The sequence below is a fragment of the Stenotrophomonas rhizophila genome (genome assembly GCF_003751305.1).
GTDB lineage: Bacteria > Pseudomonadota > Gammaproteobacteria > Xanthomonadales > Xanthomonadaceae > Stenotrophomonas > Stenotrophomonas rhizophila_B.
Genome location: NZ_RJKV01000002.1, coordinates 207,646 through 232,402, shown reverse-complemented (window position 1 = coordinate 232,402; position 24,757 = coordinate 207,646). Strand labels below are relative to the sequence as shown.

The window sequence follows — 24,757 nt, the reverse complement described above, 5'->3', positions numbered from 1 at the left end:
CCCACGGTCGGCTCTACGTAGTGCGACGTTCAGCCGCCCCGGATCAACGCCAGCTCCAGCGCGATCCAGCCGAGGAAGGCCACCACCAGCACCGCGCCTTCGCGTCGGCTGATCGTCAGATCGCCGCGTAGCATCGGATAGAGCACCAGCACGAAGGCGATCGCCGCCGGCAGCTCCAGTTTCACGAACGATCCGGGCAGCGCCAGCGGCCGCAGTGCGGCCATCCCACCGACCACCACCAGCAGGTTGAACAGGCTCGAGCCGATCACGTGGCCCAGGACCATGTCGCCCTGGCCACGCCGGGCGGCGGCAATGGCGGCCGCCACTTCGGGCAATGCGGTGCCGATCGCGACGGGCAACAGGCCGACCAGCAGCGGCGACCAGCCCAGCCCGGCGCCGAACACCGGGGCGGCCTGCACGATCCAGCGCGCGCCGATGTACAGGCATACCGCCGCGAACAGCAGCCGCAGGGTATTGAGGAACAGCCCGGTGCGGGTCATCGCATAGCCGGCGATGGCCTCGCGCACCGGTTCGGATTCCAGCTTCGCCCGGCGCAGCAGGGCCACCAGCAGGACGACGAAGGCGAGCAGCAGCACGGCCCCTTCCCAGCGTGCGATCACGCCATCCAGGCCGAACAGGATCAGTAGCGCGCTGGCTGCGGCCAGACAGACCAGCAGCGGTGACAGCAGGCGCGCACGGACCAGCAGGGGCGCAGCGAGCGCCGCCAGGCCCAGGGTCAGGCCGACGTTGACGATATTGCTGCCCACCGCATTGCCCAGCGCGAGTTCTTCCGCCCCGACCACGAAGGCACGGGCGTTGACCACCAGCTCCGGCAGCGAGGTGCCGAAGGCCACCAGCAGCAACCCGGCAACGAACGGCGATGCCCCGAAGCGCTGGGCCAGGCCGGAGGCCGCCCGCACGATGGAGTCACCGCCCAGTGCCAACAGCACCAGGCCCAGCACGAACCAAACAGTGGCAGCGATCATCTGGTGCTCCCCGGTGACAGATGTGAGCCGATTCTAGGGCCAGCCCACGCCAAACAGTGAAGGCCCGCTCCGGCGCTGCGGCCGGAGCGGTGCCGGTGGCTCAGGAGCAGCCTTCCACGTAGTCGACCTGCGGGGTCTTGCCGACCCGCCACGCGGTCACGTTGCCATCGCCGTTGATCTCGAAGTTGACCAGCGCGCCGCCTTCGGTCGCCGGGCGCACCCGCAGGTTGTGGCCCTGCTCGTCGTACTTGTGCGGGGTCAGATCGCCGCGATCCGGGTACAGCGTCTGCAGCTGGCCGAGCGACATGCCGACCTTGCCGCCACCGGGGGCGACGATGCGGTCGTTGCGCACGTCATAGCGCACCAGTCGCTTGCCTTCGATCATGAAGATCACGTCCTCGGCCTGCGCCCCTTCCGGCCGCAGGGCATGGCAGTAATCGTCGGCGACGTCGCCCTGCAGGGGTTCCCTCCAGGCTGCCCGGACCTCGTCCAAGGTGCTGCCCAGCGCCACGGGACCGTAGCCATCCAGCCGCGCCGGTCCCTGCGTCGCCGTGCCCGGTGCCGCCGTGCCCGGTGCCGCCGTGGCGGGCGCTGCCGGCGCGGTGTCCGCCGCCGGTGTTGGCACGGCCGCCTCGGCGTCAGCCGACGGCGTCTCCGGCGTGCGCTCGCACGCGGCCAAGGCCAGCACCATCCCCATTGCCATCACGCTTCCCAGCTGTTTCATGCCTGCATCCTCCCGGTGAATCGGCGCAGCCTAGCGCGAGCGCCGTGTGGGCGGCATGCACAGTGTCGCTGTCATCCGCGTTTCACCTTCCGCGTTCAGGCTCGGCCTGCACCGCATCGACCCCGCCCCCATGCAACCGCAGAAGACCGACCTCGCCCGCACCGCCCTGCAGGCCCACCGCGCGCCCCTGGACATGCGCCAGCGCCGGCTGTTGATCCTGTGCGACGGCCAGCGTGACCTGGTCCAGCTGGGCCAGCTGGTGGGCCCGGAAACCCCGGCGATGGTGATCCAGCTGATCCAGAGCGGGTATCTGGTGTCGAGTGCGGTCGCGGAGGCCGCCGTTGTCGCGCCCGCCGCGCCCGCACCTGCGGTGACACCGACCGCGGTGCCGGTGCCGGTGACCGAACGCCGCCGATCGCTGGTGGCCGCCCGCATCTACCTGCTGGACATCCTGGAACTGCAGCGCCATCCGCACGCGGCGGCGCTGTTCCACACCCTGCAGCAGTCGCGCAGCGACGAGACGGTCATGGCCGCGCTGCAGGCCGCATTGGACGCGCTGCCAGGCCTGACCTCCACCGGCTACGCCGAGCGGGTCCGGCAGCGGTTGCTGGAGGTGCTGCCGAAGGAACATGCCGAGCGGTTCCAGATCGCGGTGGTTTGAGCCCGTATTGACCGAATCGGGTTTCGATGAGGGCCTTGAATTGGACGATGGGGTGCCCCGCCTGTTCTCCGGCGTCGAGGCGGCCGCGCGTGTCTTGGCCCAGTTGGGGATCACGCGCTATCGCGTCGACGCGACAGCGATTGCCGGGGCCGAGCCCTCGCGCCGGTCACGTCCGGATCGGTCACGCGCCCTGAAGCAGTTGCATGAAGACGCGGCCTATCTGGAACGCATCCGTGAAGCAGTGGCCGAAGCGCGCGCGGATTCACGGCCGGCATTGTCCGGCACCGATGCGCACCTGCACATGGCGGCGCTGAAAGCGCGACTCGGTGACGAATTGCAAACGGCATTGACGGGCAACGACGTTCACATTGACCGCGTGTTGCCGACCCGCCGTGGGTCGGACGGCATCTAGGCGCACGCTTACCCCGAGAAATTCGCCTTCAACCCCTGCCAGCACTGCTGGTACCCGCGCTGGCGATGCGCCGCGTCCATCGCCTGTGCGGTGGGGCGGATCACGCCGCGGGTTTCGAACATGAAGGCCATGGTGTCCTTGATCACGTCCGGTTTGCTCAGGTCGGCGGCGGAGGCTTTCTCGAAGGTCGCCGCGTCCGGGCCGTGGCCGCTCATGCAGTTGTGCAGCGAGGCACCGCCGGGTACGAAACCTTCGGCCTTCGCATCGTAGGCGCCGTGGATCAGGCCCATGAATTCGCTGGCGATGTTGCGGTGGAACCACGGCGGGCGGAACGTGTTCTGCGCGACCAGCCAGCGCGGCGGGAAGATCGCGAAGTCCATGTTGCTGGTGCCCGGGGTGTCGCTGGGCGAATGCAGCACGAGGAAGATCGAGGGATCGGGATGATCGTGGCTGATCGAGCCGATCGTGTTGAAACGGCGCAGATCGTAGCGGTACGGCGCGTAGTTGCCGTGCCAGGCGACCACATCCAGCGGCGAATGATCGATATCCGCACGCCACAGCTGGCCCTCGAATTTGGCAATCAGTTCGAACGCGCCGTCGATGTTCTCGAACGCTGCATGCGGGGTTTCGAAGTCGCGCGGATTGGCCAGACCGTTGGACCCGATCGGGCCCAGGTCGGGCAGCTTCAGCAGCGCCCCGAAGTTCTCGCAGACGTAGCCACGTGCGTCGCCGTCGGGCAGTTCGACACGGAAGCGCACACCGCGCGGGATCACCGCGATCTGCTGCGGCTCGATCTCGATCACGCCCATTTCGGTGAGCAGGCGCAGGCGGCCGAGCTGCGGGACGATCAACAGCTCGCCATCGGCGTTGTAGAAATAGCGGCCCTGCATGTCGCGGTTGGCGGCATACAGGTGGATCCCCACGCCACCGTGCGCGTCCGGCGAGCCGTTGCCGCCCATGGTGTACAGCCCCTCGATGAAATCGGTGGGCGTGCTGGGCAGCGGCAACGGATCCCAACGCAACTGGTTGGGCGAGACCGCGCCCTGCGCGACGTCGCCGTGCAGGTTCGGCTGGCTGAAGGGGGTGAATTCGCCGTGGGTCACCGCGGGGCGGATACGGTACATCCAGCTGCGGCGGTTGCTCCCGCGCGGCGCGGTGAACGCGGTGCCGGACAGCTGTTCGGCGTACAAGCCATGGGCGACACGCTGCGGGGAGTTCTGCCCCACCGGCAGCGCACCGGGCACCGCCTCGGTGGCGAACTCGTTGCCGAATCCGGTCTGGTAGCCGCGGGCGGTGAGGGAGGTGCTCATCTGTGCGTGTCCTGGCAAGGCCTGGAAAGAGACGGAAAAGTTACTGGCACTACAGTCTGACGGCCGGGGTCACCCCGGCACGCCAGCGGTACGGCGGCCGGGTCGGCCCCGGCGCCGCGATGTCACGTTACAGCACGCCGCGCTTCATCTGATCGCGCTCGATGCTTTCGAACAGCGCGGTGAAGTTGCCTTCGCCGAAGCCTTCATTGCCCTTGCGCTGGATGATCTCGAAGAAGATCGGGCCGATGCAGTTGGTGGTGAAGATCTGCAGCAGCTTGCGCTGCTTGGTCTCCGGGTCGGCATCGATCAGGATCTTGTTCTTGGCCAGGCGCGCGACGTCTTCACCGTGGTTGGGCACGCGCAGGTCGATCACATCGAAATACGTGTCCGGCGTATCCAGGAACTCCACGCCCTGGGCGCGCATCGCTTCCACGGTGTCGTAGATGCTCTCGGTGAAGCAGGCGATGTGCTGGATGCCCTCGCCCTTGTAGGCGTCCAGGTACTCGTTGATCTGGCTCTTCGGATCGGAGGATTCGTTGAGCGGAATGCGCACGATCCCATCCGGGGCGGTCATCGCCTTGGACACCAGGCCGGTCTTGAGGCCCTTGATGTCGAAGTAGCGGATCTCGCGGAAGTTGAACAGGCGCTCGTAGTAATCCGACCACTGCTGCATGTTGCCGAAGTACAGGTTGTGGGTCAGGTGATCGATGAAGGTCAGCCCGAAGCCCTTCGGGCGCTGGTCCACCCCTTCGATCGGCGCGTAGTCGGTATCGAACATGCTGCCGCTGGCGCCGTAACGGTCGACCAGGTACAGCATGCAGTCGCCGATGCCCTTGATGATCGGGGCGGCGACGGCGCTGGTGTCGGGCTTGAAGTCGATCGCTTCGGCGCCGTTGCCCAGGGCCATCTGGTAGACCTCATCGCCCGGCTTCTTGAAGCGGATGGCGAAGCCGCAGGCGCACGGACCGTGCTTTTCGGCGAAGTCCGAGGCGAACGAGTCCGGCTCTTCATTGACCAGGAAGTTCACGTCGCCCTGGCGATAGACCGTGATCGCGCGCTGCTTGTGGCGCAGCACCGCAGTGAAGCCCATCTTGCGGAAATAGTCGTGCAGTTCCGCGCCACGGCCGGCCGGGGCGGCGAACTCGACGAACTCGAAACCATCGATGCCCATCGGGTTTTCGAAGGTGGTGACCTGCATGCCCGGATCGGGTGCGAAGGACGCGGTGCTCGTTTGGCTGGTCATGCTGTGGCTCCAAAGCAGTCCGCATCGGAAAAAACCAGGTGCGGTAGGAAGGCAGACCCGCGAGAATGCGGAGTCCGGAACGTAGGTTATAGTTTCACATGAAACCACCATCAAGGTGCACCGCAGCATGAGCCCGCCCGATCCCAGCAGTCACAGCATCCGCGCCTCGCACGCCCTGCTCGATCTGGAGCAGTTCCTGCCGTACCGGCTGAGCGTTCTGTCCAACCGCGTCAGCGGCAACATCGCCAAGCTGTACGGGGACCGTTATGGCCTGGCGATCCCCGAGTGGCGGGTGATCACGGTCCTGGCGCTGTATCCGGGCTCGTCGGCCAGCGAGGTGTCCGATCGCACCGCGATGGACAAGGTCGCGGTCAGCCGCGCCGTGGCCAGACTGCTCGAACGCGGCTTCATCAAGCGTGAAACCCACGGCGATGACCGCCGCCGCTCGGTGCTGGCGCTGTCCGCCGCCGGTTTCGAGGTCTACGAGACCATCGCCCCGCTGGTGATCGATATCACCCGCAAGCTGATGTCCGTGCTCAGCGAGGAAGAGGAGCAGATGCTGGAAACGCTGATCCTGCGCCTGGCCGGGGAGGGCCTGCAGCGGATGGACGAGTAGGCAACGACCGTTGGTCGTTGCGGCTCAGCTGAGGTGCTTGCGCCGTGCATGCACCCACGGCGCCGCCAGTGCGCCGATGGCGCCGGCGGCAAAGCCCAGCGAGGCGGCCACGGCGGCCGCCTCGATCGCGCCTGGCAGGGCCAGTGCCGCCACTACCAGCAGCAGCGACGGCAGGCCGATGAACACCGCCATGAAGTAGCGCCAGCGCGGTGACCACGTCCCGACCTGGAGCAGGCTGACCGGCATCCAGGTTTCTGCCGAGGCGTCCTGCGCGACCTTGGCGGCGACCTTGGTCAGGTCGGCCTCGACCGGCCCTTTGCCGCCGCGTGCGCTGGCCAGCATCGCCGCCACTTCATCCACGGCCGGGAAGCTGGTCGGCCAGGTCTGGGGAGCACTGACGCCGTACGCGGTCAGCAGCGGCACGCTGATCCAGGGCGCCAGCAACGGACGCACCTTGCGGCGGTCCATCACGCACCAGATCTGGGTCACGCCATGCGCGGTAACGCTGTACAGCGCCAGCTGCGCTGCGGCCGGGTACGGCAGCATATGCACGCGGGCGGCCATGCTGTCGTAGCCCATCGCGCGCAGGAAACCGGGGCGGGTGCGCCCTTCGTGTGCCCACGCCAGGCCGAGTGCGCCGACCAGGTAGGCCTCGGCAGGATCTTTCACACCTGCACTGGCGCGATCATCGCTGGCCAGGAAGAAGGCCAGGGACTTGGGTTCGGCGACATCGTGCTGATCCCAACGCCCGGCATCGCCGAGCACGTGCTTGAGCGGCAGGCGTGCGGGCGCGGTCTCGTCCTTGCTGGCGTTCTGCAGGAACGGCACCACGCTCAGCACGAAGCCCTGCAGATCCACACCCCGGATGCCGCTGCCCTGCCACTCGGTGGGAATCAGGCCGGGCAGCGTGCCCTGGCGTGCCAGCGCGTCCAGCTGCGCTTTCTGCTCGACCAGTTTCTGCACGGCCGCCTTGAGCAGCACGTTGTCCGGCACGGACACCATCGGCAGGCGGTAGCGGATCGCGCCGGGCCCCGGGGTATCGGCCTCGGCCTCCAGCGCATCGGGTGCAGTCTGGTCATCGAGCAGCACATCGACCGGCGGCAGGCTCACACCGGCCGGTGCATCAAGGGAGACTTCGGTGGTGCTGTCGCTGGTACCCGGCTGCATGCGTCGATTCCGTCGGTTGTCCGCCACGAACAGCGCGGCATGAGGTCCTTGGAGGTAGCGGCAGGGTGGCGCGGAAATTGAGCGCAAAAAAAAGCCGCGGAATCCGCGGCTTTTTCGATCACGACGCCTTCGGTGGCGCCCATTGCTTCATGAAGGCGAAGAAGCGGCCACGGTCGTAGCCCTTCTTCTGCCCCTTGTCCGCCTCCAGCTCACCGGTGAACTGCGAATGCAGCAGCGTGCCGTCGGCATCGAGCACGAACAGGTGCGGGTAGCCCTTCACTGCCGGGAACTGCGACAGGAACGCCGCGTTCTCGTTGTCTTCGCTGTAGTTGACCTTCATCCAGACATAGTTCGCATCGCGGAAGCTGCGGATCTCCGCATCGCCCTCGATGAAGCCGTCCATCAGGTGGCACCACGGGCACCACTCACCGCCCACATCCAGGATGATCCGCTTGCCACCGCGCTGGGCCTCGACCTTGGCCGTGGCCAGATCGGCGACCGGATCGCGGGCGGGATCGAACTGGGCGTTGAGCGCCGCGATCGCGGCGATGTCCGCCGCGGCCGGGGTGTTGCCCGAGGCCACCGGTTCGCCGGGATCGGCGACCGGGGTCTTCTGCTCGGAGGTATCCAGCGGCTGCGCAGGCGCAGCGGTGGGCGTCGACGACGGCGAACAGGCAGCCAGCAGGCCGGCCACGATCATCGACATTCCCGCTGCTTTCATGCGCATTGCAGACCTCACTTGACGCCGTGCATCAGCTTGTTGATCAGCGGGGCGACCAGGAACAGCACCACGCCGGAAATGATCAACGCCCAGAAGCCGAAGGTGTAGCCCTTCAGGGCCGACTCCACGGTCATGCCGCCTTCGCCGCTGACCACGCCGGCGAAGATGCCGGACATGTTGTTGCCGATGCCGGTGGACAGGAACCAACCGCCCATGCCGAAGCCGACCAGACGCACCGGGGCCAGCTTGGTCACCATCGACAGGCCGATCGGCGACAGGCACAGCTCACCCACGGACTGGATGACGTAGACCATGAACAGCGTCCAGAACGGGATCTTGCCGTCCACGACCATGCTCGACAGCGCCACCATCAGCAGCGCGAAGGCCGCACCGTTGAACAGCAGGCCCAGGCCGAACTTGCGCGGAATCGACGGGTTGGCGCGACCCAGCTTGATCCAGATCCAGGCAATGATCGGGGCCAGGGTGATGATTGCCACCGAGTTGACCGACTGGAACCAGGCAGTCGGGAATTCCCAGCCACCCAGGTTGCGGTTGACGATGTTGTCGGCCAGGAAGGTGAACGAGCTGCCGGCCTGTTCGAAGAACATCCAGAACATTACGTTGAAGGTGAAGATGATCAGCATCGCGATGACGCGGTCACGCTGGACCTTGCCTTCACGGATGCCCTCCACCAGCAGCAGCACTGCCAGCGCGATGAACATCACGCCCAGGATCCAGGCCAGCGCGGTGGCACCGGTGGAGAGCAGGAAGAAGGCGACCGGGATCGCCACGATGGCACCGATGAACACCATCACGATGCGGCCATAGCCCTCGGCGCCGGCCGGCGGGGCGCCAATGCCCTTGAGGCCGGCACGGCCGACGTAGAACCAGGCCAGGCTGATCAGCATGCCGATGCCCGAGGCGATGAAGACCATCTTGTACGACGGCATCGCCTTGGTGCCGAACACGCTCTCGGCCAGGTACTGGGTCAGCACCGGGGCGATCATCGCGCCGATGTTGATGCCCATGTAGAAGATGGTGAAGCCCGAGTCGCGGCGCTCATCCTTCAGGCCGTACAGCTTGCCGACCATGGTGGAGATATTGGGCTTGAACAGGCCGTTGCCGATGATGATCGTGGCCAGGCCCAGCTCGAAGATTTCCTTGTTGGGCATCGCGACCATGAACAGGCCCGCAGCCATGATCACCGCGCCGGTCAGGATCGAGCGCTGGTAACCCAGTACCCGGTCGGCAACGTAGCCGCCGAAGATCGCCGCCGCATAAACCAGCGCCAGATAGGCACCATAGGTCCGGCTGGCTGCGGCCTGGCCGGCCGAGTCGCCTTCGAAGAACTGCGCGACGATGTACAGCACCAGCGCCCAGCGGATCCCGTAGAACGCGAAGCGCTCCCAGAATTCGGTCATGAACAGCATCCACAACGGGCGCGGATGGCCCAGCGTGGTCTTGAACTCCGGCAACGCCGGTTCGGGAACGGATTTCGCGGCGGTGTCTACGCTCATGCGGGATTCCTGGGTTCGGTGGAAGACATGCACGTCCGATGTGCGAAAGCAGCGCGGGAGAATCCCAGACCAACCACGTTCACGTCAAATACACGCTGATGTGTACCGCTGGCAGCACGGTCGCTGAACTTGCATCTGAAACTGCAGGGGTAAAACCGTCAGCGCAGCAATGGCGGGGCCTGCCGCACGGTAGCGGTGATAGATACGCCAAATATGAATAGGCTTATTGGCGCCCGTGCTCGATCACTCGTCCGGCGGCATCGGGTCGTCGTTGCGGATCGTGGTGCGCACCTGGAACAGTTCCGGGAAGAACGTCAGTTCCAGCGCCTGGCGCAGGAAGCCGACCCCGCTGGAGCCACCGGTCCCGCGCTTGAAGCCGATCACCCGCATGACGGTGCGCATGTGGCGGAAGCGCCACAGCTGGAAAGCGGTCTCCAGATCGACCAGGTCCTCGCACAGCGCGTACTCACGCCAGAAACGATCGGTGTTCTGGTAGATCCGCTCGAACACCGGGTGCAGCGCATCGTCGGCCACGTGCGGCTGCTGCCAATCGCGCCCCTGATAGCCGGCTGGGACCGGATGGCCGAAGCGGGCCAGGTAGCGCAGGAACTCCTCATACAGACTGGGGGCGTCGAGCACCTCCTGCAGCTGGGCCTGGCCGGCCGGGTCATGCGAGAACACCTGCAGCATCTGCGCGTTCTTGTTGCCCAGCAGGAACTCGATGTAGCGGTACTGCAGCGACTGGAAGCCCGACGACGGGCCCAGCACATCGCGGAAGCCCATGTATTCGGAGGGGGTCAGCGTCTCCAGCACCGACCACTGCTCGGTGAGCTGGCGCAGCACCTGCTTGCTGCGCGCCAGCACCTTGCGGCACTGCCAGACCTCATCGCGCTGCAGGAACCCGATCGCCGCGCGCAGTTCGTGCGCCAGCAGCTTCAGCCACAGCTCGGAGGTCTGGTGCTGGATGATGAACAACATCTCGTCATGGTGCGGCGGGTTGGACAGCGGCTGCTGGGCCGACAGCAGCTGATCCAGGCGCAGGTAGCCGCCGTAGGTCAGCCGCCCCTCCAGATCGGTGTGGATACCGGCTTCGAGATCGCGTTGGTTCTTGTCGACGGACATGGCAGGGACCGCTTGAGGGGCAGAAAGGGTAGCGCAGTGGCCCGGTGGCCGTGCATCTGGCGGCCGGCGGCTTACCGTTCCACCAACTCGGCCGAGCGCACGACGTTGACGCCCGGCGTCGGTGCCAGGGCTGCCTCGACCAGCGCGGCCGCAATGCGCTCGGCCGGATTGATCCGCCACGCCCGCGGAAGGACCGGACCCAGTACGCCCAGCACCAGGCTGGCCAGATGCTCGCCGGTGCGCCGCTCGGCCCGCTCGCCCCCGATCAGCCCGGGGCGGACCAGGGTCAGGGAGGGGTAGCCCAGTTCCCGCAGGTCCTGCTCCAGCTGGCCTTTGACCTGGTTATAGAAGATGCGCGAGCCCGGGTCGGCCCCCATTGCCGAGTTCAACGCGAAGGCATGCGCGCCTTGCGCCCGCGCCAGCCGCGCCACCGCCAGCGGCGCGTCATGGTCGACCCGCGCGAACGCCTCCTTGCTGCCGGCCTGTTTGATCGTGGTACCGAGCGCACAGATCACCGCATCCACCGCCCACCAGTCGGCCGCGGCCGGCAGCTGCGCGAAGTCCACCACCGGAGTGAGCAGCGCCGCATCGGTGGTGTCCAGCGGGCGGCGGGTCGGGGCGACCACCGCATCGCAGCGCGGGTCGTCCAGCAGTTGCCGCAGCACATGACCACCGACCAGCCCGGTCGCACCCACCAGCATCACCTTCATCGCATTCTCCTGCCTTGCTCGTGCTTACCATCCTGCCATGCAGGATCGGTTCAAGCGTGACCGGACTGCGCCGATACTGTTCCCACCTCTCCACCGCTCCGGCCCCTCGGCCGTGCCCTGCAAGGATCTGCCGCATGACGGACCCGCACGACGCTCCCCCCAGCCCCGGCACCGCCGTAGGCCGGCTGCTGTCGCGTCGACAGAGCGTGGGCACCGTAGTGGACGCGGCCACCGGGCCCGCCCCGGCCCTCAAGGGCGGCAGCAGCGCGATGCTGCAGCGGCTGTTCGCCGGGATCGATTCCCCCGAGCCCTTGCTGGCCGCGTTCGCCAATGGCATGTCCACCCTGCCCGGCGAGCTGGGCGATATGGGCCTGCGGCTGCAATCGGCCCAGCGCAGCGCTGACTGGGTCAGCTACGGCCGCGCGATGCGCCAGCTGATCGACAAGTACATCCGCACCATCGAGCAGGAAACCCCCGACGGTCAGCCCGACAGCCTGCGCCTACGCGAGTTGCTGCGGCACACCCTCGGGGTGACCGTGGCCAGCCTGCTGCAGAACATGCCTGAACTGCGCGAAGAGCCCGGGCACCTCGCCGGTGAGGTGCATCGCTGGCATCCCGGCCAACCGCTGCAGCCGATCGAAGTCCGGCTGCGCGAGCTCTCCCACCAGATCGGCGTACGCAGCGATGGCTGGCAGGAACAGCAGGAGCTGTTGCTGAGCCTGTTCGATCTGCTGCTGGACAACATCGGCGAGCTGCTCGACGACAGCAGCTGGCTGCACGGCCAGGTGCACGCGGTGCGGTCACTGATCGGCGGTCCGCTCGATCGCGACTCGGTGGAACAGGCACGCGCCAACCTGCGCGAAGTGATCTACAAGCAGGGCCTGCTCAAACAGGGGATCGTGGAATCCAAGGCGGCGATGAAGAGCGTCATGGGCGGCTTCATCGAGCGCCTGGATGGCATGGCGGTCAGCACCGGCGAATACCACGACCGCATCAGCAGCTACGCGCTGGCCCTGAAGGAAGCCCGCAGCATCGCCGATCTCAACCAGCTGCTGCAGGACGTCCTGGTGGACACCGGCCGGGTGCAGGAGCAGGCACTGCAGGCGCGCGACCACCTGGGCAACGCACGCCGCGAGGTGGAACAGGCCGAGCAGCGCATCGCCGAGCTGGAGCAGGAACTGCGCGACGTCTCCGGGCTGGTCCGCACCGATCCACTGACCGGCGCGCTCAACCGGCGCGGGCTGGATGAACTGCTTGAGCGCGAAATGGCGCGCGCCGCCCGCCATGGCCATCCGCTGGCGCTGGCCCTGCTCGACCTCGACGATTTCCATCAGACCAACACCCTGCACGGCCATGCCGGCGGCGATGCGGTACTGCGCCATCTGGTCGAGGTCTGCCAGCTGCATCTGCGCAGCAGCGATGCGATCGCGCGCCTGGGCGGGGATGAGTTCGTCCTGCTGCTGCCGGAAACACCGGCGGCGGACAGCATGTCCACCCTGCTGCGGTTGCAGCGCTCGCTGGCGCAGCGGCCGCTGCCGTTGGACGAGCAGCGTGTGCCGGTGCATTTCAGCGCTGGCCTGGCGCAATGGCAGCCGGGCGAAGCGGCAGACGCGCTGTTGCGGCGCGCCGATACGGCGCTGTATGCGGCCAAGCGGGTTGGCAAGAACCGCGTGCAGGCTGCCGAGCCGGCGCGCTGATCCGGTGGCTGTGATATTCCGCGCCCCGGCGCGAATCACCCGGGTATGCACATGACTCTGCCCCGCACCGCCCACGATCCACGCGCGCGCTTCGCCGCGTTGCTGGAGCAGCACCGCGGCATCGTGCTCAAGGTGGCGCGCGGTTACTGCCATCAGCACGAGGATCGGCTGGATCTGGTCCAGGAGATCAGCGTGCAGGCGTGGGCGGCATTCGAGGATTTCGACCCGGCGCGGGCGCGCTTCTCGACCTGGTTGTATCGGGTGGCGCTCAATGTGGCGATCTCGCAATGGCGCCGCCAGCAACATCGGCACCACCACACGCCATTGGATGATGACCTGCCAGTGGTCGACGACGGCCTTCCACCCGAACAGCGCCACGCGCTGCGCCAGCTGGAGGTCGCCATCCACGCGCTGCCCCCACTGGACCGCGCGCTGATGCTGCTGCACCTGGATGATCACGACCATCGCCAGATGGCCGAGGTGCTGGGCATCAGCATCACCAATATTTCCACCCGCCTGCACCGGGTGCGCCAGCAGCTGCGCACCCGCTTGAACCCCACCGACTGAGGGAACCGCCATGCAACCGGATGAGCTCAAGCAGCTGTGGAGCCACGCCAACGCTCCCACCGACGCGCAGGAGGCCTTCGCGCTGGATGCGTGGCGCAGCCATCGGCAACGGGCCGTACAGCATCAGCTGGGGGCCTTCAGCCTGTGGCAGTGGCTGCAGCTGGCGATCTGGCTGGCCGTGGCGGTGTATTGCGGCAGCCAGTGGTGGCAGCAACCGCCGCTGGCGGTGATGCTCAGCGCGCTGTCCCTGCACGCGTACTGCATCGCGGCCATCATCGTCAGCATCACCCGCCTGCAGCGCCGACGACAGCTGCATCCCACCCTTACGGTGGTGGAGCAATCGCAGCAGTTGGCCGCGCTGCGCTGGCACACCGCACTGACCGAACTGCTGCTCGGCCTGCCGTGGTGCTGGCTGTGGCTGGCGGTGCCGGTGCTGGTGGCCTGGCAGGCGTGGGGGGTGGATCTGGGCGCGTTCGCCGCACCGTGGCTGCTGGTATCGCTGGGTGCGGGGACGCTGGCCATGCTGGCCGTATGGGTCCTCGCCCGCCGCTGGGCCCAGCGCGCGCCGGCATCGCCGCGGCTGCAGCGCGCGCTCGACGCGCTCTCCGGGCGCCGCCTGGCCCGTGCCCGCGCCGAGTTGGAGGCCCTGCGCGGGTGGGAATCGGCCTGAGCTGGGCGAGCCTCAGTGCGCGGGCTTGGCCCCGCGCAGCTTCTGGAATGCGCTGACGGCGCCCAGCACTACCGCGCCGATCACCACGCCGACGATCACGTTGCCCAGCGCGTTGATCAACCAGCCCCAGCGGCCATCGCCGCCCATCTCCAGAATGGCGTGATGCAGCGGCGCGATGCTGTGCACCAGGATCCCGCCACCGACCAGGAACATCGCTGCGGTACCGGCCACCGAGAGGAACTTCATCAGCCACGGCGCAGCCACCAGCAGGCCCCGGCCGATCGCAGCCAGCGCGGCGCCCTTGTTGGACAGGTACAGGCCCAGATCGTCGAGTTTGACGATACCGGCGACCAGGCCGTAGACGAACACCGTCATCGCCAGCGCGATCACCACCAGCGCGGTGACCTGGTTGAGGAAGGGGGCGCTGGACACCACGCCCAGCGACAGCACGATGATCTCCGCCGACAGAATGAAGTCGGTGCGGATCGCGCCCTTCACCTTGTCCTTCTCCCACGCCACCATGTCGACCTTCTCATCGGCCAATGCCTTGACCCGCTCGGCCTTGCGCTGCTCGTCCTCATCGCGCGAATGCAGGAAGCGGTGCGCGAGCTTCTCCACGCCCTCGTAGCAGAGGAAAGCGCCGCCGATCATCATCAGCGGGGTGATCGCCCAGGGCAGCCAGGCACTGATCGCCAGCGCGGCCGGCACCAGGATCGCCTTGTTGACCAGCGAGCCCTTGGCCACCGCCCACACCACCGGCAGTTCGCGGTTCGCGCTGACCCCGGTGACCTGCTGGGCGTTCAGCGCCAGATCGTCGCCGAGCACGCCGGCGGTTTTCTTGGCCGCGACCTTGGTCAGCACCGCCACGTCATCCAGCAGGGACGCAATATCATCGAGCAACGCGAACAGACTGGCACCGGCCATGGTGGATCCAAAGGAGAAGGCGGAAGCGCCGATTCTGACCGATCCGCCCCCTGTCGCGGTAGCAGGCGCGGATTCACCGGCCCACCACTGCCGCCCGGCCACACTGCCGGTGATCGTCGCCCCGGAGTCCTGCTTGAACACCACGCCCGTCGTTCCCGGTTCGCCGTCGCTGGTCAAGGGCATGAACCGCCGCAGCCAGATCCTGCGCCTGCTGTTGCGCTACCGTAATTCCGGCGTGTTTTCAGGCATGAACCTGGATGCACGCGCGGTCCATGATGTGCCGCCGGACGGCAACCCGGAGCAGTTCGTCACCGATCTGGAATCGCTGGGGCCGACCTTCGTCAAACTGGGCCAGATGCTCTCCACCCGGCCGGACATGGTGCCGGTGGAGTTCGCCACGGCCTTGGAGCGCATGCAGGAGAACGTGGCACCGATCCCGGTCGAGCGCGTCGCGGCGATCATCGAACAGGAGCTGGGTGCCTCGGTCTCCAAGCTGTTCGCCAGCTTTGATCCGGTCCCGCTGGGCTGCGCCTCGATCGCCCAGGTCCACCGCGCCGAACTGCATGACGGGCGTCAGGTGGCGGTCAAGGTGCAGAAGCCCGAGGTCGCCGCACAGCTGCGCTCGGACCTGGAGGTGCTGCGCAGCTTCGCGTTGGCCGCTGACCACCTCACCCAGGTCGGCCGTCGCGTACGCCTGCGCGACTGGCTCAATGAGTTCGCCAAGACGTTGATGCAGGAGCTGGACTACCAGGCTGAGGCCGAGAACCTGCAGCGCTTCGGTCAGCACCTCAAGCCCTTCAAACCGCTGTGGATGCCGCAGCCGATCTGGGACTACTGCAGTCATCGCGTGTTGACCATGGAGCTGGCGCAGGGCGTGCGCGTGGACATGATCCCCGACGTGCGCCGCACCGAGCAGCCGATGGCGCCGCTTGCCGCTGCATTGATCCGCGGCTATGTCGATCAGATTTTCGTGCACGGCGAGATCCATGCCGATCCGCACCCGGGCAACCTGCGCGTCACCCCGGACGGTCGTCTGGCGATCTTCGACCTGGGCATGGTCGCGCACATGCCGCCGCGGCTGCGCGAGCGGTTGCTGAAGCTGTTGTTCGCAGCGGTGGACGGGCGTGGCGAGGAAGTGGCCGACGAGATCATCGGCATCAGCACGCGGCTGGAGTACTTCGACGAGGAACGCTACCTGCGCGAGACCGGCCAGGTCATCGCACGCTACGCGGCCAACAGCAGCTTCTCCGAGGGCCGCGTGGTGCTGGACCTGGTGCGCATCGCCACCGCCAGTGGCCTGCGCACGCCGCCGGAGCTGAGCCTGCTCGGCAAAGCACTGCTCAATCTGGAAACCGTCTGCCGACTGCTGTCGCCCGACCTGGATACGCGCCGTATCGTGGAGAAACAGCTGCAGCACGTAATGCGCGCACGCCTGAAGAAATCACTGTCCAAAGCCAATCTGGCCAGCGAAGCGATGGAGATCCAACAGCTGCTGCGCGATGGGCCGCGCAAGATGACCGACATCCTCGCGCTGCTCGCCGAGAACCGCCTGCAGATGAAAGTCACCGGGCTGGAAGAATCACGCCTGATGGAAAACCTGCAGAAGATCGCCAACCGCGTGTCCGCCGGTATCGTCACCGCCGCCCTGATACTCGCCGCAGCGATGATGATGAAGGTCGATACCGGCTGGCATCTGTTCGGCTATCCGGCGATCGCATTCACCTTGATGTTGATCGGTGTGTTCCTGGGATTGGGCATCATCCTCAGTGCGTTGATCTTTGATCGTCGTGCACGTTCGAAGGAAGAACGCGGGCACCGTTGACGCGTTCTCCACGCGCGGCACGCATTCAGACACAACGAAGACACTTCCGCACCGTGCGTTGCAATGCTGCATCGCGCGCACTTCTTCACGCGCGTTTTACGTCGCATATAGCAATGCGATGCGTGATGAAGTATGTCGTTTTCAACAAACATTTCAGTCAGGTTCGTGCAGGCATGATCGAGTCATCGGCTTGTCATGCATGTGTGGTTGAGACAGCCGGTCGGATGGGAACTGCGTCGTCATGACGTCCATCACCACCTGTCTCCACTGCCAAAAGTGCTTATGCTCTGGATCCTGCTGCTGTCACTGTTGCTGCTCACCTGGCTGTTCCTCGCATCTGACAAGTGGGTGTGGTGGAAGGCAAGCCTGATGTCATTGCTGCTGCTGACGCTCAGCGCATGGTGGTTGATCAACAAGTTGTCCGGTGACGGCCTCAATGCAGCCACGCTGTACCACCTCGGCGCGGACATGGAAGGCGCCGGTGTCGCCGACTTCAAGCACTACATCGCCGGCTTCATCGCGCTGGCCCTGGTCTCGCTTACCCCCTTGCTGCTGGCACGCCTGCGTCGTCGGCCCCGCCCCGCGCATGGCAAGGCGGTGTTTGCCGGCTTCATGGCCATGTGGTTCGTCGCCATCGTGGTGAGCCCGCTGTACAGCGATGGCCAGCGTCTGTACCAGCAGATGCGCCCGGTCGACTACAGCATGGTCAAAGCCGAATACCGCGTGCCGACCCAGCCGCTGACCAAGCCGCGCAACATCGTGTGGATCTACGGCGAAAGCCTGGAGCGCACCTATCTCAATGAACAAACCTTCCCGGACCTGATGCCCAACATCAACCGGCTGGCCGCGCAGTCGCTGGACGTGCGCGGGCTGGTCTCGGCCGAAGGCGGTGGCTGGACCATCGCCGGCCTGGTCTCCTCGATGTGTGGTGTGCCACTGACCACCGCCAAGGAAGACGAAAACAGCATGGGCCGCATGGGCAGCTTCCTGCCCGAAGCGGTCTGCCTGGGCGATTACCTCAAGCAGCAGGGCTACACCAATCACTACCTGGGCGGGGCCAACGGCCAGTTCGCCGGCAAAGGCCAGTTCCTGGCCACGCATGGCTTCGATACCGTCGACGACCTGGCCTGGTTCAAGCAGCAGAAGATCACCCGCGCGCATTTCTCCCCGTGGGGCGTGCATGACGATGTACTGCTGGACAAGGCATACGACCGCTTCGTGCAGCTCTCGCGCAAGGGCGAGCCGTTCATGCTCACCACGCTGACCATGGACACCCATCACCCGGCCGGCCATCTGCCCGTGGCCTGCAAAGGCACCCGCTACAAGAGCGAGCACGGCAACATCGGCATGCTCAATGCGCTCAAGTGCACCGACGGGCTGATCGCCAAGCTGGTCGACCGTATCCAGGCCAGCCCGTACGGCGAGGACACGTTGATCGTGATCGCTTCCGATCACCTGGCCATGCCGAATGATCTCAGCCATATCCTCGCCAAGCAGGACCGCGAGAACCTGCTGCTGTTCCTGGGCAAGGACATCGCCCCGCGCCAGCTGGCCGCACCGGCCGGTTCGACGCTGGATTCGGGCGCGACCCTGCTGAGCCTGATCGATCCGGCCATCGATTCGATCGGCTTCGGCCGCTCGCTGCTGCATCCGGAGCGTTCGGACAGTGCCAGCGCCGCGGTGTTCCGCGACAACGGCAAGGACTACCCGCGTTACCTGGCGTTCTCGCGCTCGCTGTGGCTGGGCGACAAGACCCGCCAGCTGCGCATCGATGACGACAACCAGGTGGTGATCGGCCTGCAGCATGTGCAGCCACCGGTGCTGCTGGAGTACGACAAGCACTGGGACCTGAAATCGGTCTACCTGGAGAACACTTCCAAGCAGTTCGATCTGGCTGACCCGTCCAATACGCTGGCCTACGTGGATCGCTGCACCGCGTTCGAGGACGGCTCGGCCGATGGCGACTGGTGCGCGATGCTGGTCAACCAGGACAAGGGCATCAAGCTGTTCCGCGATGACCAGCTGCGCGGTGGCGTGGCGGTGGATGGCCCGCTGGATCCGTTCAACGGCCCGCGCCCGAGCATCCGCCAGGCGCACATGATCACCCAGAAGGGTCGCCGCACCCGGGCCGGCCAGTACATGGTGCAGCTGGTGACCAAGCAGTCACCCGACCGCGGCTTCTGGATCGAGGCGGTCTCCTCTCAGCGCAAGGTGGTGGTCGCCCAGCAGTGGGTACAGCCGGATGCCGAGGGGCGCATCAACCTGAGCTTCGGCCTGGACCACGAGGTCGATGACCTGGAAGTGCGCGCCTGGTTGAACCACGCCGAGAAGCTGGCCGTGGATACCTTCGCGCTGGTGCCGTCGCGCCGCGGCAACCGCGGCTGATCCGGCCGTCCCGGGCGGTGCCGGGCGCTGTCGGCCGTCGATATCGGTAGTGCCGGCCGCTGGCCGGCTCCCGATTCTCTCTGCATCGTCTATCTGCCGGCCAGCGGCCGGCACTACCTGCATCGGGACGGTACCGACCATCGGTCGGCATCCGTCCGTCATCGGTTGCGCTTACGCGTCCGGGTCCGGCGTCGCCGCCGGATCCCGCACCAGATGGATATCCGTCGGCGAGGACAGCGCGATCCCGGCCTCGGCAAACGTCTGCAGCACCGTGAAGTACAGCTCGCTGCGTGCGCCGTACACCGCACGCGGGCCTGACACGTAGGCGAAGCTGTTGATCGCGATCTGCCCATTGGCGATCGAGTCGATGAACACCGACGGTGCCGGGTCGCTCAGCACGCCCGGGTGATCGGTGTAGGCATCCAGCAGGATCTGCCGCAACGCGGCCACGTCGGTGTTCAACGGCACCGAGAACTGGATCTGGATCCGGCCCTGCGCATTGCCCATCGTCATGTTGCGGATGGTCTTGGTGATCAGCTCGGAGTTGGGCACGATCAAGGTGGATTTGTCGCCGACCTGGATTTCGGTCGAGCGCACGCTGATCCGCTTGATGTCGCCTTCCTGGTCGCCCAGCTTGACCCAGTCGCCGATCTTGACCGGCCGCTCGGCCAACAGGATCAGCCCCGAGACGAAGTTCTGGGTGATCGCCTGCAGACCGAAGCCGATACCCACCGACAGCGCGCTGACCACCAGTGCCAGCTTTTCCAGGCCGATGCCCAGCGCGGTGACACCCCACAGCACCGCGGCGATGATGCCGAGGTAGCGGGTGACGGTGCTGATCGAGTTGCGCGCACCGGCATCCAGCTCGGTCTTGGGCAGGTAGGTGTCGCTCAGCCAGCGCTGGAAGGTCTGCATCACCGCCCACACCACCAGGAACACCAGCACCGCATACAGCACGCTGCTCGGCCGGAGCGTGGTCTCACCGATCTTCAGGCCGCCGGACAACGAGTCCAGCCCGCCCAGGAAAGCGTTGAGGTTGCCGAACGGCGCGGCCAGCATCAGCACGCCCAGCACTATCACCCCGACCCGCAGCACCGCCGAGAGCAGCACGCCGGCCTGCTCCACCCGCGACTCACTGAGCCCGGTGGTCAACACGATGGTCTGCCCGGCACGGCTGCTGGGCGCGAGCACCCAGGTGGCCAGGTCATCGGCAAACTTGAGCAGCAGCGAGACCGCCATGAACACCACCGCGACCCAGACCAGCTGCTGGGCCACGAACAGCGCGAAGTTGAGATACCCCAGCAGTGTGGCGATCACCGCCGCGGCCACGGCGATGTGGCCGATCAGGCGCGCCAGCACGATCCAGCCACTGCGGCGAGGTGCCCCCCGCACCTTGCCATCACCACCGGCGCGGGGATCGGCCCGTGCTTCGGCTTCGGCGGCTTCGGCCGCCTGACGGTTGTGCATGCGCGCCAGCGAAGTCAGGATCGCGATGATCAGCCCCAGGTAGGTCAGCGCCATCAACCCATCGGCGGCCACCGTGGTCACCTCGCTGGTGCGGGCTGCACGGTCGAGGGCGACCAGCATGATGCTCAGCCAGGTCAGGCCGGCCGCGCCCCAGGCGTACTTGCGCAGCCGCAACGCCGCGCTGTCATCCAGCGACAGCAGCCGCCACGACGGGCGCTTGGGGACCAGCAGACAGGCGCTGAGCGCAGCGATGAAGGCGGCCACGAAGGTGGCCACCTCGAACGTCTCGGCCACCTGTTGCAGGCGCGGCGGGATCGCGCCGATCGCATCCAGCGACTCCACCAGGGCTACCGCCGCCAGGCCCGGCAACAGCGTGCCGACCAGCAGCAGCCACACCGCCAGGCCAGAGCGGCGCAGACGTCCATCGGGTGCACGCTCGGAGGCGGCAAAGCGGCGCCCCAGCGCACGCAGCCACAGACGCAACGGGAAGAACAGCACCAGTGCGACCGCCAGGCCGATCAAGGGCGCGTTCCAGCCATGCTTGGCAATGGCTTTGCGGGCCGCGTCTTCGCCAAGGCGGTAAAGAATGGCCAGGCGGTGCACATCGTCCGGCACATCCTTGGCGAAGCTGCGCCACAGCGCAGGTGACAGCGGCGAGGCGACCTTGCGGCTCAGCTGTTCGCTGAACTGGGTGACCCGCATCTTCTCGATGCGCTCGCCGAGCTGTTTGGCATCCACTGAGAGCAGCTTGGCGCGGGCGATCTGCGCGGTGATGTCGGCCTTCTGCTGGTTCAGCGCCTTGCGCTGCCGGCTCACTTCCGGCGGCTCGACGGTGCCTTCGGCGACCTGTCCAAGCTGCTCGAGCCGCGCATCCACCTGCTGACGCTGCGGGTCGAGGGCGCTCTGCAGGCCGTCGGCATCGCGCTGGACGGCCAGGGCGCGGTCGGACAGCGCCTTCAGGGTTTCAGTGGTGCCCGCATCCTCCAGCGCGTCACTGGTGGCGCGCAGCGCTTTTTCGGCCTGGACCAGTTGTTTGGCCAGGTCCGGGGGCGGATCCGTGGCCTGCCCGAGGGCGACCGGCGCGGCGCCGAGACAGGTGAACAACAGCAGCCAGCCCAGCGACCGCACCACAAACGAAGAATGACGAAGCGACACGCCAGCACCAACGGTTCGCGCGGACCACCGCGCCTGCCCGCGACTATAAACCGGGCCCCGTTCAGAACAGGTATGCGGGCGCTCAGTACTTCAGGCGGAGCTCCTCGACCTGCGGCTGCAGGCGGGCATACCAGTCCTGGAACTCTTCCTCGGTGATCTCCTCGGGCGCGTAGACCGCGATCTCATCCCAGGCGTGATCGGTCGGCAACGGCTGCCGCGGCCCGGCGCGCAGGGTGTAGGTCACGCCCTCGTGGTCGAGCACATCGTCGGCGGTCTCGCGCTGCTGGCGGGCAACGCCGGTTTCGCTCTTGAGCAGAATCACCTGGTACATCCGCATCTCCATCGCTGTTGAAAGAAGCGCTGATGGCGCTCCGGCCCAGCATAGCGCTGCGACCGCAAGCGGGACATGACGCGACCACAACGGACTGTCTCGACGCCGCACTCGCCCCGGCTTCACCCGGCCGTGGCAGCGGCCCCGGCATCGTGGGATCGCACTCCCACCAGCGTTTACCCATGACCACACAGCCCGACCTGAAAACCGTTCCCGACCTCAAGCTGCCGCGTTACCTGGGCACCTGGTACGAGATCGCCCGCCTGCCGATGAAGCATGAGCCGGAAGGCTGCACGGATGTGTCCGCGCATTACAGCCTCAAGGACAACGGCCACGTTGCCGTGGTCAACCGCTGCCGCATGGGCAACGAGATCGAGGAAGCCGACGGCGAAGCCTGCCCCGTGGACAACGACACCGCGCGGCTGGAGGTCAGCTTCCTGCCCAAGGGCCTGCGCTGGCTGCCGTTTACCAAGGGCGACTACTGGGTGATCCAGATCGCACCGGATTACAGCGTCTCGCTGGTCGGCAGCCCGGACCGCAAGTTCCTCTGGCTGCTCTCGCGCACGCCCACGCTGGACCGCACCACGCAGGAGCACTATCTGGCCCAGGCGCGCCTGCAGGGCTTCGACCTGACCGAACTGATCCAGACCCCGCACACCGGCCACCCCACCGCCTGAGGCTGCCATGGATCTGAAGAGCGGGTATCCGTTCTGGGCCGTGCGCAACGGCCTGATGCATGCCTTCCCACCGCTGGAGAAGGATCTCAACTGCGAGGTGCTGGTGGTCGGCGGCGGCATCAGCGGCGCGCTGATTGCGGACGAGCTGTGCGCGCACGGTCATGATGTGGCGCTGATCGAACAGCGCGACATCGGCTGGGGCAGCACCGCGGCCAGCACTGCGTTGCTGCAGTATGAGATTGACACGCACCTGATCGACCTGGCCCAACGCTACGGCGAGGACGCGGCGGTGCTGGCCTATCAGGCCTGTGCCGAGGCGATCCCGGCCATCTGCGAGGTGGCCGCGTCGTTCCGCGATGTGGACTGCCACCGCATGGCCAGCCTGTACTACGCGAGCAAGCGCGGGCACCAGGCCGTACTGGCCGAAGAATGCGCGCTGCGTGCCAAGCACGGCTTCGATGTGCGCTGGCTGGACAGCGAGGCGGTCCAGGCCGGGTACGGCATCCGCGCACCGGGCGCAATCCTCAGCGCGCTGGCCGCACGCATCGATCCGTACCGGCTCACCTATCGTCTGCTGATGCGGCTGCACACGCGCGGCTGCGGGGTCTACGACCGTACCGTGCTCGATACGCTCACCCCGACCCCGCGCGGCGTGACCGCCACCACTTTCGGCGGCGCCCGCATCCGTGCCCGCCACGTGGTGATGGCCACCGGGTATGCCGGGCAGCGCTGGTTGAAGCCCTCGGTGGCCCGCAACCGCAGCAGCTACGCCTTCATCACCGATCCGATCCATCCGGACCTGCTCGGCCCCCTGCGCGAGACCATGGCCTGGGAATCGGCGCGGCCGTATCTGTACCTGCGCAGCACCGGTGACCACCGGCTGCTGATCGGCGGCGAGGACGATGCCATCGATCTCCCGGCCCGGCGCGACCGCCGGGTGGAGAGCAAGACCGTCACGCTGCTCAAGAAGACCACCAAACTGTTCCCGCACCTGCCGCTGCAGCCGGCCTTCTCCTGGGGCGGTACCTTTGCCGAGACCCACGATGGCCTGCCGTTCTTCGGCCCGCACCCACAATGGGGGCCGCGGGTGCTGTTCGCCATGGCCTACGGCGGCAACGGGATCACCTACTCCATGATCGGGGCCGGGCTGCTGCGCGCGGGCATCGAGCGGCGCCGGCATCCGCTGACAGAGCTGTTCGGATTCGGCCGGTTGCGTTGAGTTCCCCTTGCAACCCACGCCATGACAGGCATCATTCAAACTATGCCTGCTAGCGTCAGCGCTGTCGGCCGTCCCGCCTGTCTGCTCCGGAGCCTCTCATGATCCGCCTGCTTCCCCTGCTGCTGTGCCTGTCCCTGCCCGGTGTGGCGCTGGCCCAGTCTGCGGCAGGCGCCACCGGCCCGCAGTCCTCGACCGGGCTGGATCTGAGCATTCCCGATGCGCCCATGCAGTACTTGAGCGATCAGTCCCTGCGCGGCGATCCGCCGGGCACGTTCTACGGCGATCGTACCGGCCGGCGTTCAACCGATCGTGCGGCCAACGGCATCGCCCACGTGACCGACGACAAGTTGCGGGTCAACGGCAGCCTGACCACCGGCATCGGCTATTCGGAGAATTTCGGCAATACCCACTACAACGCCGCCGAACTCAACCTGAGCAAGAACTACACCAATGACGAAGGCAACACCCGCAACGTCAACATCAACATCCGGGTGAGCGAAGGCAAGGGCCCTGGCTTCTACGGCCCCTATGGTGCGTACGGCTATGACGGCTTCGACGGTTACGGTGGCTACGGCCGCGGCCCGGGCTACTGGGATTACCCCTCGCGCTGGTAAGCGCGGCATCCCTCACGCGGACATGCGGACGGCCGGGGAA

At 66.7% G+C, this 24,757-nt stretch carries 22 protein-coding genes and 1 pseudogene; 11 read left to right on the top strand and 12 right to left on the bottom strand.

Annotated features, from left to right (window positions below; genetic code table 11):
• Positions 1 to 29: 29 nt before the first annotated feature.
• Both EDF74_RS09670 and EDF74_RS09665 read right to left on the bottom strand, forming a co-directional pair.
• Positions 30 to 986, bottom strand: a complete 957-nt coding sequence (locus tag EDF74_RS09670) for a sodium:calcium antiporter (RefSeq protein WP_123729952.1) — start codon at positions 984 to 986, stop codon at positions 30 to 32.
• Positions 987 to 1,086: 100 nt separating this feature from the next.
• On the bottom strand, positions 1,087 to 1,683 hold the full coding sequence (locus EDF74_RS09665; protein WP_184997281.1) for a hypothetical protein: 597 nt from the start codon (positions 1,681 to 1,683) through the stop codon (positions 1,087 to 1,089).
• Between the two features lie 157 nt (positions 1,684 to 1,840).
• Here EDF74_RS09665 and EDF74_RS09660 point away from each other — a divergent pair, with 157 nt between their 5' ends.
• Together EDF74_RS09660 and EDF74_RS09655 are read left to right on the top strand one after the other, a co-directional pair.
• Positions 1,841 to 2,371 carry a hypothetical protein gene (locus EDF74_RS09660; RefSeq protein WP_123729950.1) on the top strand — a complete coding sequence of 177 codons (531 nt, stop codon included), beginning with the start codon at positions 1,841 to 1,843 and terminating at the stop codon, positions 2,369 to 2,371.
• A 7-nt stretch (positions 2,372 to 2,378) separates the two neighbouring features.
• Positions 2,379 to 2,783 (top strand): hypothetical protein, encoded by a 405-nt coding sequence (locus tag EDF74_RS09655; protein ID WP_123729949.1) that lies wholly within the window; start codon positions 2,379 to 2,381, stop codon positions 2,781 to 2,783.
• 8 nt (positions 2,784 to 2,791) lie between these two features.
• On the opposite strand, the gene hmgA is transcribed toward EDF74_RS09655, so the two are convergent.
• Together hmgA and hppD are read right to left on the bottom strand one after the other, a co-directional pair.
• Positions 2,792 to 4,093 (bottom strand): homogentisate 1,2-dioxygenase, encoded by a 1,302-nt coding sequence (gene hmgA, locus EDF74_RS09650; RefSeq protein ID WP_123729948.1) that lies wholly within the window; start codon positions 4,091 to 4,093, stop codon positions 2,792 to 2,794.
• Between the two features lie 127 nt (positions 4,094 to 4,220).
• Positions 4,221 to 5,291: a 4-hydroxyphenylpyruvate dioxygenase gene (hppD, locus tag EDF74_RS09645; RefSeq protein WP_123730836.1), complete on the bottom strand. Its 1,071-nt coding sequence runs from the start codon at positions 5,289 to 5,291 to the stop codon at positions 4,221 to 4,223.
• A 172-nt stretch (positions 5,292 to 5,463) separates the two neighbouring features.
• Between hppD and EDF74_RS09640 the strand changes: the two genes are divergently transcribed.
• On the top strand, positions 5,464 to 5,952 hold the full coding sequence (locus tag EDF74_RS09640; RefSeq protein ID WP_026070113.1) for a MarR family winged helix-turn-helix transcriptional regulator: 489 nt from the start codon (positions 5,464 to 5,466) through the stop codon (positions 5,950 to 5,952).
• 24 nt (positions 5,953 to 5,976) lie between these two features.
• Here EDF74_RS09640 and EDF74_RS09635 read toward each other — a convergent pair whose 3' ends face one another.
• From EDF74_RS09635 to EDF74_RS09615, 5 genes are all read right to left on the bottom strand, one after another.
• A complete protein-coding gene (locus tag EDF74_RS09635; RefSeq protein ID WP_123729947.1) occupies positions 5,977 to 7,119 on the bottom strand; it encodes a hypothetical protein in 1,143 nt (380 codons plus the stop codon).
• A 118-nt stretch (positions 7,120 to 7,237) separates the two neighbouring features.
• Positions 7,238 to 7,846 carry a thioredoxin family protein gene (locus EDF74_RS09630; protein ID WP_123729946.1) on the bottom strand — a complete coding sequence of 203 codons (609 nt, stop codon included), beginning with the start codon at positions 7,844 to 7,846 and terminating at the stop codon, positions 7,238 to 7,240.
• An 8-nt stretch (positions 7,847 to 7,854) separates the two neighbouring features.
• Positions 7,855 to 9,357 (bottom strand): peptide MFS transporter, encoded by a 1,503-nt coding sequence (locus EDF74_RS09625; protein ID WP_123729945.1) that lies wholly within the window; start codon positions 9,355 to 9,357, stop codon positions 7,855 to 7,857.
• Between the two features lie 243 nt (positions 9,358 to 9,600).
• Positions 9,601 to 10,479, bottom strand: a complete 879-nt coding sequence (locus EDF74_RS09620; protein ID WP_123729944.1) for a tryptophan 2,3-dioxygenase — start codon at positions 10,477 to 10,479, stop codon at positions 9,601 to 9,603.
• A gap of 71 nt (positions 10,480 to 10,550) precedes the next feature.
• A complete protein-coding gene (locus EDF74_RS09615) occupies positions 10,551 to 11,189 on the bottom strand; it encodes an NAD(P)H-binding protein (protein WP_123729943.1) in 639 nt (212 codons plus the stop codon).
• A gap of 134 nt (positions 11,190 to 11,323) precedes the next feature.
• On the opposite strand from EDF74_RS09615, the gene EDF74_RS09610 reads away from it, so the two are divergent.
• Genes EDF74_RS09610 through EDF74_RS09600 form a run of 3 tightly spaced genes read left to right on the top strand, consistent with a single transcriptional unit; the run spans position 11,324 to position 14,123 of the window.
• Positions 11,324 to 12,886 (top strand): GGDEF domain-containing protein, encoded by a 1,563-nt coding sequence (locus EDF74_RS09610; protein WP_123729942.1) that lies wholly within the window; start codon positions 11,324 to 11,326, stop codon positions 12,884 to 12,886.
• A 51-nt stretch (positions 12,887 to 12,937) separates the two neighbouring features.
• On the top strand, positions 12,938 to 13,453 hold the full coding sequence (locus EDF74_RS09605) for an RNA polymerase sigma factor (protein WP_428999150.1): 516 nt from the start codon (positions 12,938 to 12,940) through the stop codon (positions 13,451 to 13,453).
• A 10-nt stretch (positions 13,454 to 13,463) separates the two neighbouring features.
• Positions 13,464 to 14,123, top strand: a complete 660-nt coding sequence (locus EDF74_RS09600; RefSeq protein WP_123729940.1) for a hypothetical protein — start codon at positions 13,464 to 13,466, stop codon at positions 14,121 to 14,123.
• A 12-nt stretch (positions 14,124 to 14,135) separates the two neighbouring features.
• Here EDF74_RS09600 and EDF74_RS09595 read toward each other — a convergent pair whose 3' ends face one another.
• Positions 14,136 to 15,047, bottom strand: a complete 912-nt coding sequence (locus EDF74_RS09595; RefSeq protein ID WP_123729939.1) for a DUF808 domain-containing protein — start codon at positions 15,045 to 15,047, stop codon at positions 14,136 to 14,138.
• 178 nt (positions 15,048 to 15,225) lie between these two features.
• On the opposite strand from EDF74_RS09595, the pseudogene EDF74_RS09590 reads away from it, so the two are divergent.
• Positions 15,226 to 16,869: pseudogene (locus EDF74_RS09590) on the top strand (ABC1 kinase family protein); the annotation flags it as partial.
• A gap of 282 nt (positions 16,870 to 17,151) precedes the next feature.
• Entirely contained in the window at positions 17,152 to 19,254 is a 2,103-nt protein-coding gene (locus EDF74_RS09585) for a phosphoglycerol transferase I (RefSeq protein WP_123729938.1), read from the top strand.
• Positions 19,255 to 19,425: 171 nt separating this feature from the next.
• Here EDF74_RS09585 and EDF74_RS09580 read toward each other — a convergent pair whose 3' ends face one another.
• A complete protein-coding gene (locus EDF74_RS09580) occupies positions 19,426 to 21,876 on the bottom strand; it encodes a DUF3772 domain-containing protein (RefSeq protein WP_184997180.1) in 2,451 nt (816 codons plus the stop codon).
• 82 nt (positions 21,877 to 21,958) lie between these two features.
• Entirely contained in the window at positions 21,959 to 22,207 is a 249-nt protein-coding gene (locus tag EDF74_RS09575; protein WP_121040674.1) for a hypothetical protein, read from the bottom strand.
• A gap of 182 nt (positions 22,208 to 22,389) precedes the next feature.
• Here EDF74_RS09575 and EDF74_RS09570 point away from each other — a divergent pair, with 182 nt between their 5' ends.
• The 3 genes from EDF74_RS09570 (at position 22,390) to EDF74_RS09560 (ending at position 24,717) form a co-directional block, all read left to right on the top strand.
• Positions 22,390 to 22,884 carry a lipocalin family protein gene (locus EDF74_RS09570; protein WP_123729936.1) on the top strand — a complete coding sequence of 165 codons (495 nt, stop codon included), beginning with the start codon at positions 22,390 to 22,392 and terminating at the stop codon, positions 22,882 to 22,884.
• A 7-nt stretch (positions 22,885 to 22,891) separates the two neighbouring features.
• Positions 22,892 to 24,103: an NAD(P)/FAD-dependent oxidoreductase gene (locus EDF74_RS09565; RefSeq protein ID WP_123729935.1), complete on the top strand. Its 1,212-nt coding sequence runs from the start codon at positions 22,892 to 22,894 to the stop codon at positions 24,101 to 24,103.
• 98 nt (positions 24,104 to 24,201) lie between these two features.
• The gene (locus EDF74_RS09560; RefSeq protein ID WP_123729934.1) at positions 24,202 to 24,717 is read left to right on the top strand and encodes a hypothetical protein; all 516 of its coding nucleotides are present in this window, start codon (positions 24,202 to 24,204) and stop codon (positions 24,715 to 24,717) included.
• Positions 24,718 to 24,757: the final 40 nt, after the last annotated feature.

Bases quoted from the DNA above. Each gene is read 5' to 3' on its own strand.
- EDF74_RS09670 (WP_123729952.1), bottom strand. From the start codon at position 986: ATGATCGCTGCCACTGTTTGGTTCGTGCTGGGCCTGGTGCTGTTGGCA.
- EDF74_RS09665 (WP_184997281.1), bottom strand. From the start codon at position 1,683: ATGGGGATGGTGCTGGCCTTGGCCGCGTGCGAGCGCACGCCGGAGACG.
- EDF74_RS09660 (WP_123729950.1), top strand. From the start codon at position 1,841: ATGCAACCGCAGAAGACCGACCTCGCCCGCACCGCCCTGCAGGCCCAC.
- hmgA (WP_123729948.1), bottom strand. From the start codon at position 4,093: ATGAGCACCTCCCTCACCGCCCGCGGCTACCAGACCGGATTCGGCAAC.
- hppD (WP_123730836.1), bottom strand. From the start codon at position 5,291: ATGCAGGTCACCACCTTCGAAAACCCGATGGGCATCGATGGTTTCGAG.
- EDF74_RS09640 (WP_026070113.1), top strand. From the start codon at position 5,464: ATGAGCCCGCCCGATCCCAGCAGTCACAGCATCCGCGCCTCGCACGCC.
- EDF74_RS09635 (WP_123729947.1), bottom strand. From the start codon at position 7,119: ATGCAGCCGGGTACCAGCGACAGCACCACCGAAGTCTCCCTTGATGCA.
- EDF74_RS09630 (WP_123729946.1), bottom strand. From the start codon at position 7,846: ATGCGCATGAAAGCAGCGGGAATGTCGATGATCGTGGCCGGCCTGCTG.
- EDF74_RS09625 (WP_123729945.1), bottom strand. From the start codon at position 9,357: ATGAGCGTAGACACCGCCGCGAAATCCGTTCCCGAACCGGCGTTGCCG.
- EDF74_RS09620 (WP_123729944.1), bottom strand. From the start codon at position 10,479: ATGTCCGTCGACAAGAACCAACGCGATCTCGAAGCCGGTATCCACACC.
- EDF74_RS09615 (WP_123729943.1), bottom strand. From the start codon at position 11,189: ATGAAGGTGATGCTGGTGGGTGCGACCGGGCTGGTCGGTGGTCATGTG.
- EDF74_RS09610 (WP_123729942.1), top strand. From the start codon at position 11,324: ATGACGGACCCGCACGACGCTCCCCCCAGCCCCGGCACCGCCGTAGGC.
- EDF74_RS09605 (WP_428999150.1), top strand. From the start codon at position 12,938: ATGACTCTGCCCCGCACCGCCCACGATCCACGCGCGCGCTTCGCCGCG.
- EDF74_RS09600 (WP_123729940.1), top strand. From the start codon at position 13,464: ATGCAACCGGATGAGCTCAAGCAGCTGTGGAGCCACGCCAACGCTCCC.
- EDF74_RS09595 (WP_123729939.1), bottom strand. From the start codon at position 15,047: ATGGCCGGTGCCAGTCTGTTCGCGTTGCTCGATGATATTGCGTCCCTG.
- EDF74_RS09585 (WP_123729938.1), top strand. From the start codon at position 17,152: ATGCTCTGGATCCTGCTGCTGTCACTGTTGCTGCTCACCTGGCTGTTC.
- EDF74_RS09575 (WP_121040674.1), bottom strand. From the start codon at position 22,207: ATGTACCAGGTGATTCTGCTCAAGAGCGAAACCGGCGTTGCCCGCCAG.
- EDF74_RS09570 (WP_123729936.1), top strand. From the start codon at position 22,390: ATGACCACACAGCCCGACCTGAAAACCGTTCCCGACCTCAAGCTGCCG.
- EDF74_RS09565 (WP_123729935.1), top strand. From the start codon at position 22,892: ATGGATCTGAAGAGCGGGTATCCGTTCTGGGCCGTGCGCAACGGCCTG.
- EDF74_RS09560 (WP_123729934.1), top strand. From the start codon at position 24,202: ATGATCCGCCTGCTTCCCCTGCTGCTGTGCCTGTCCCTGCCCGGTGTG.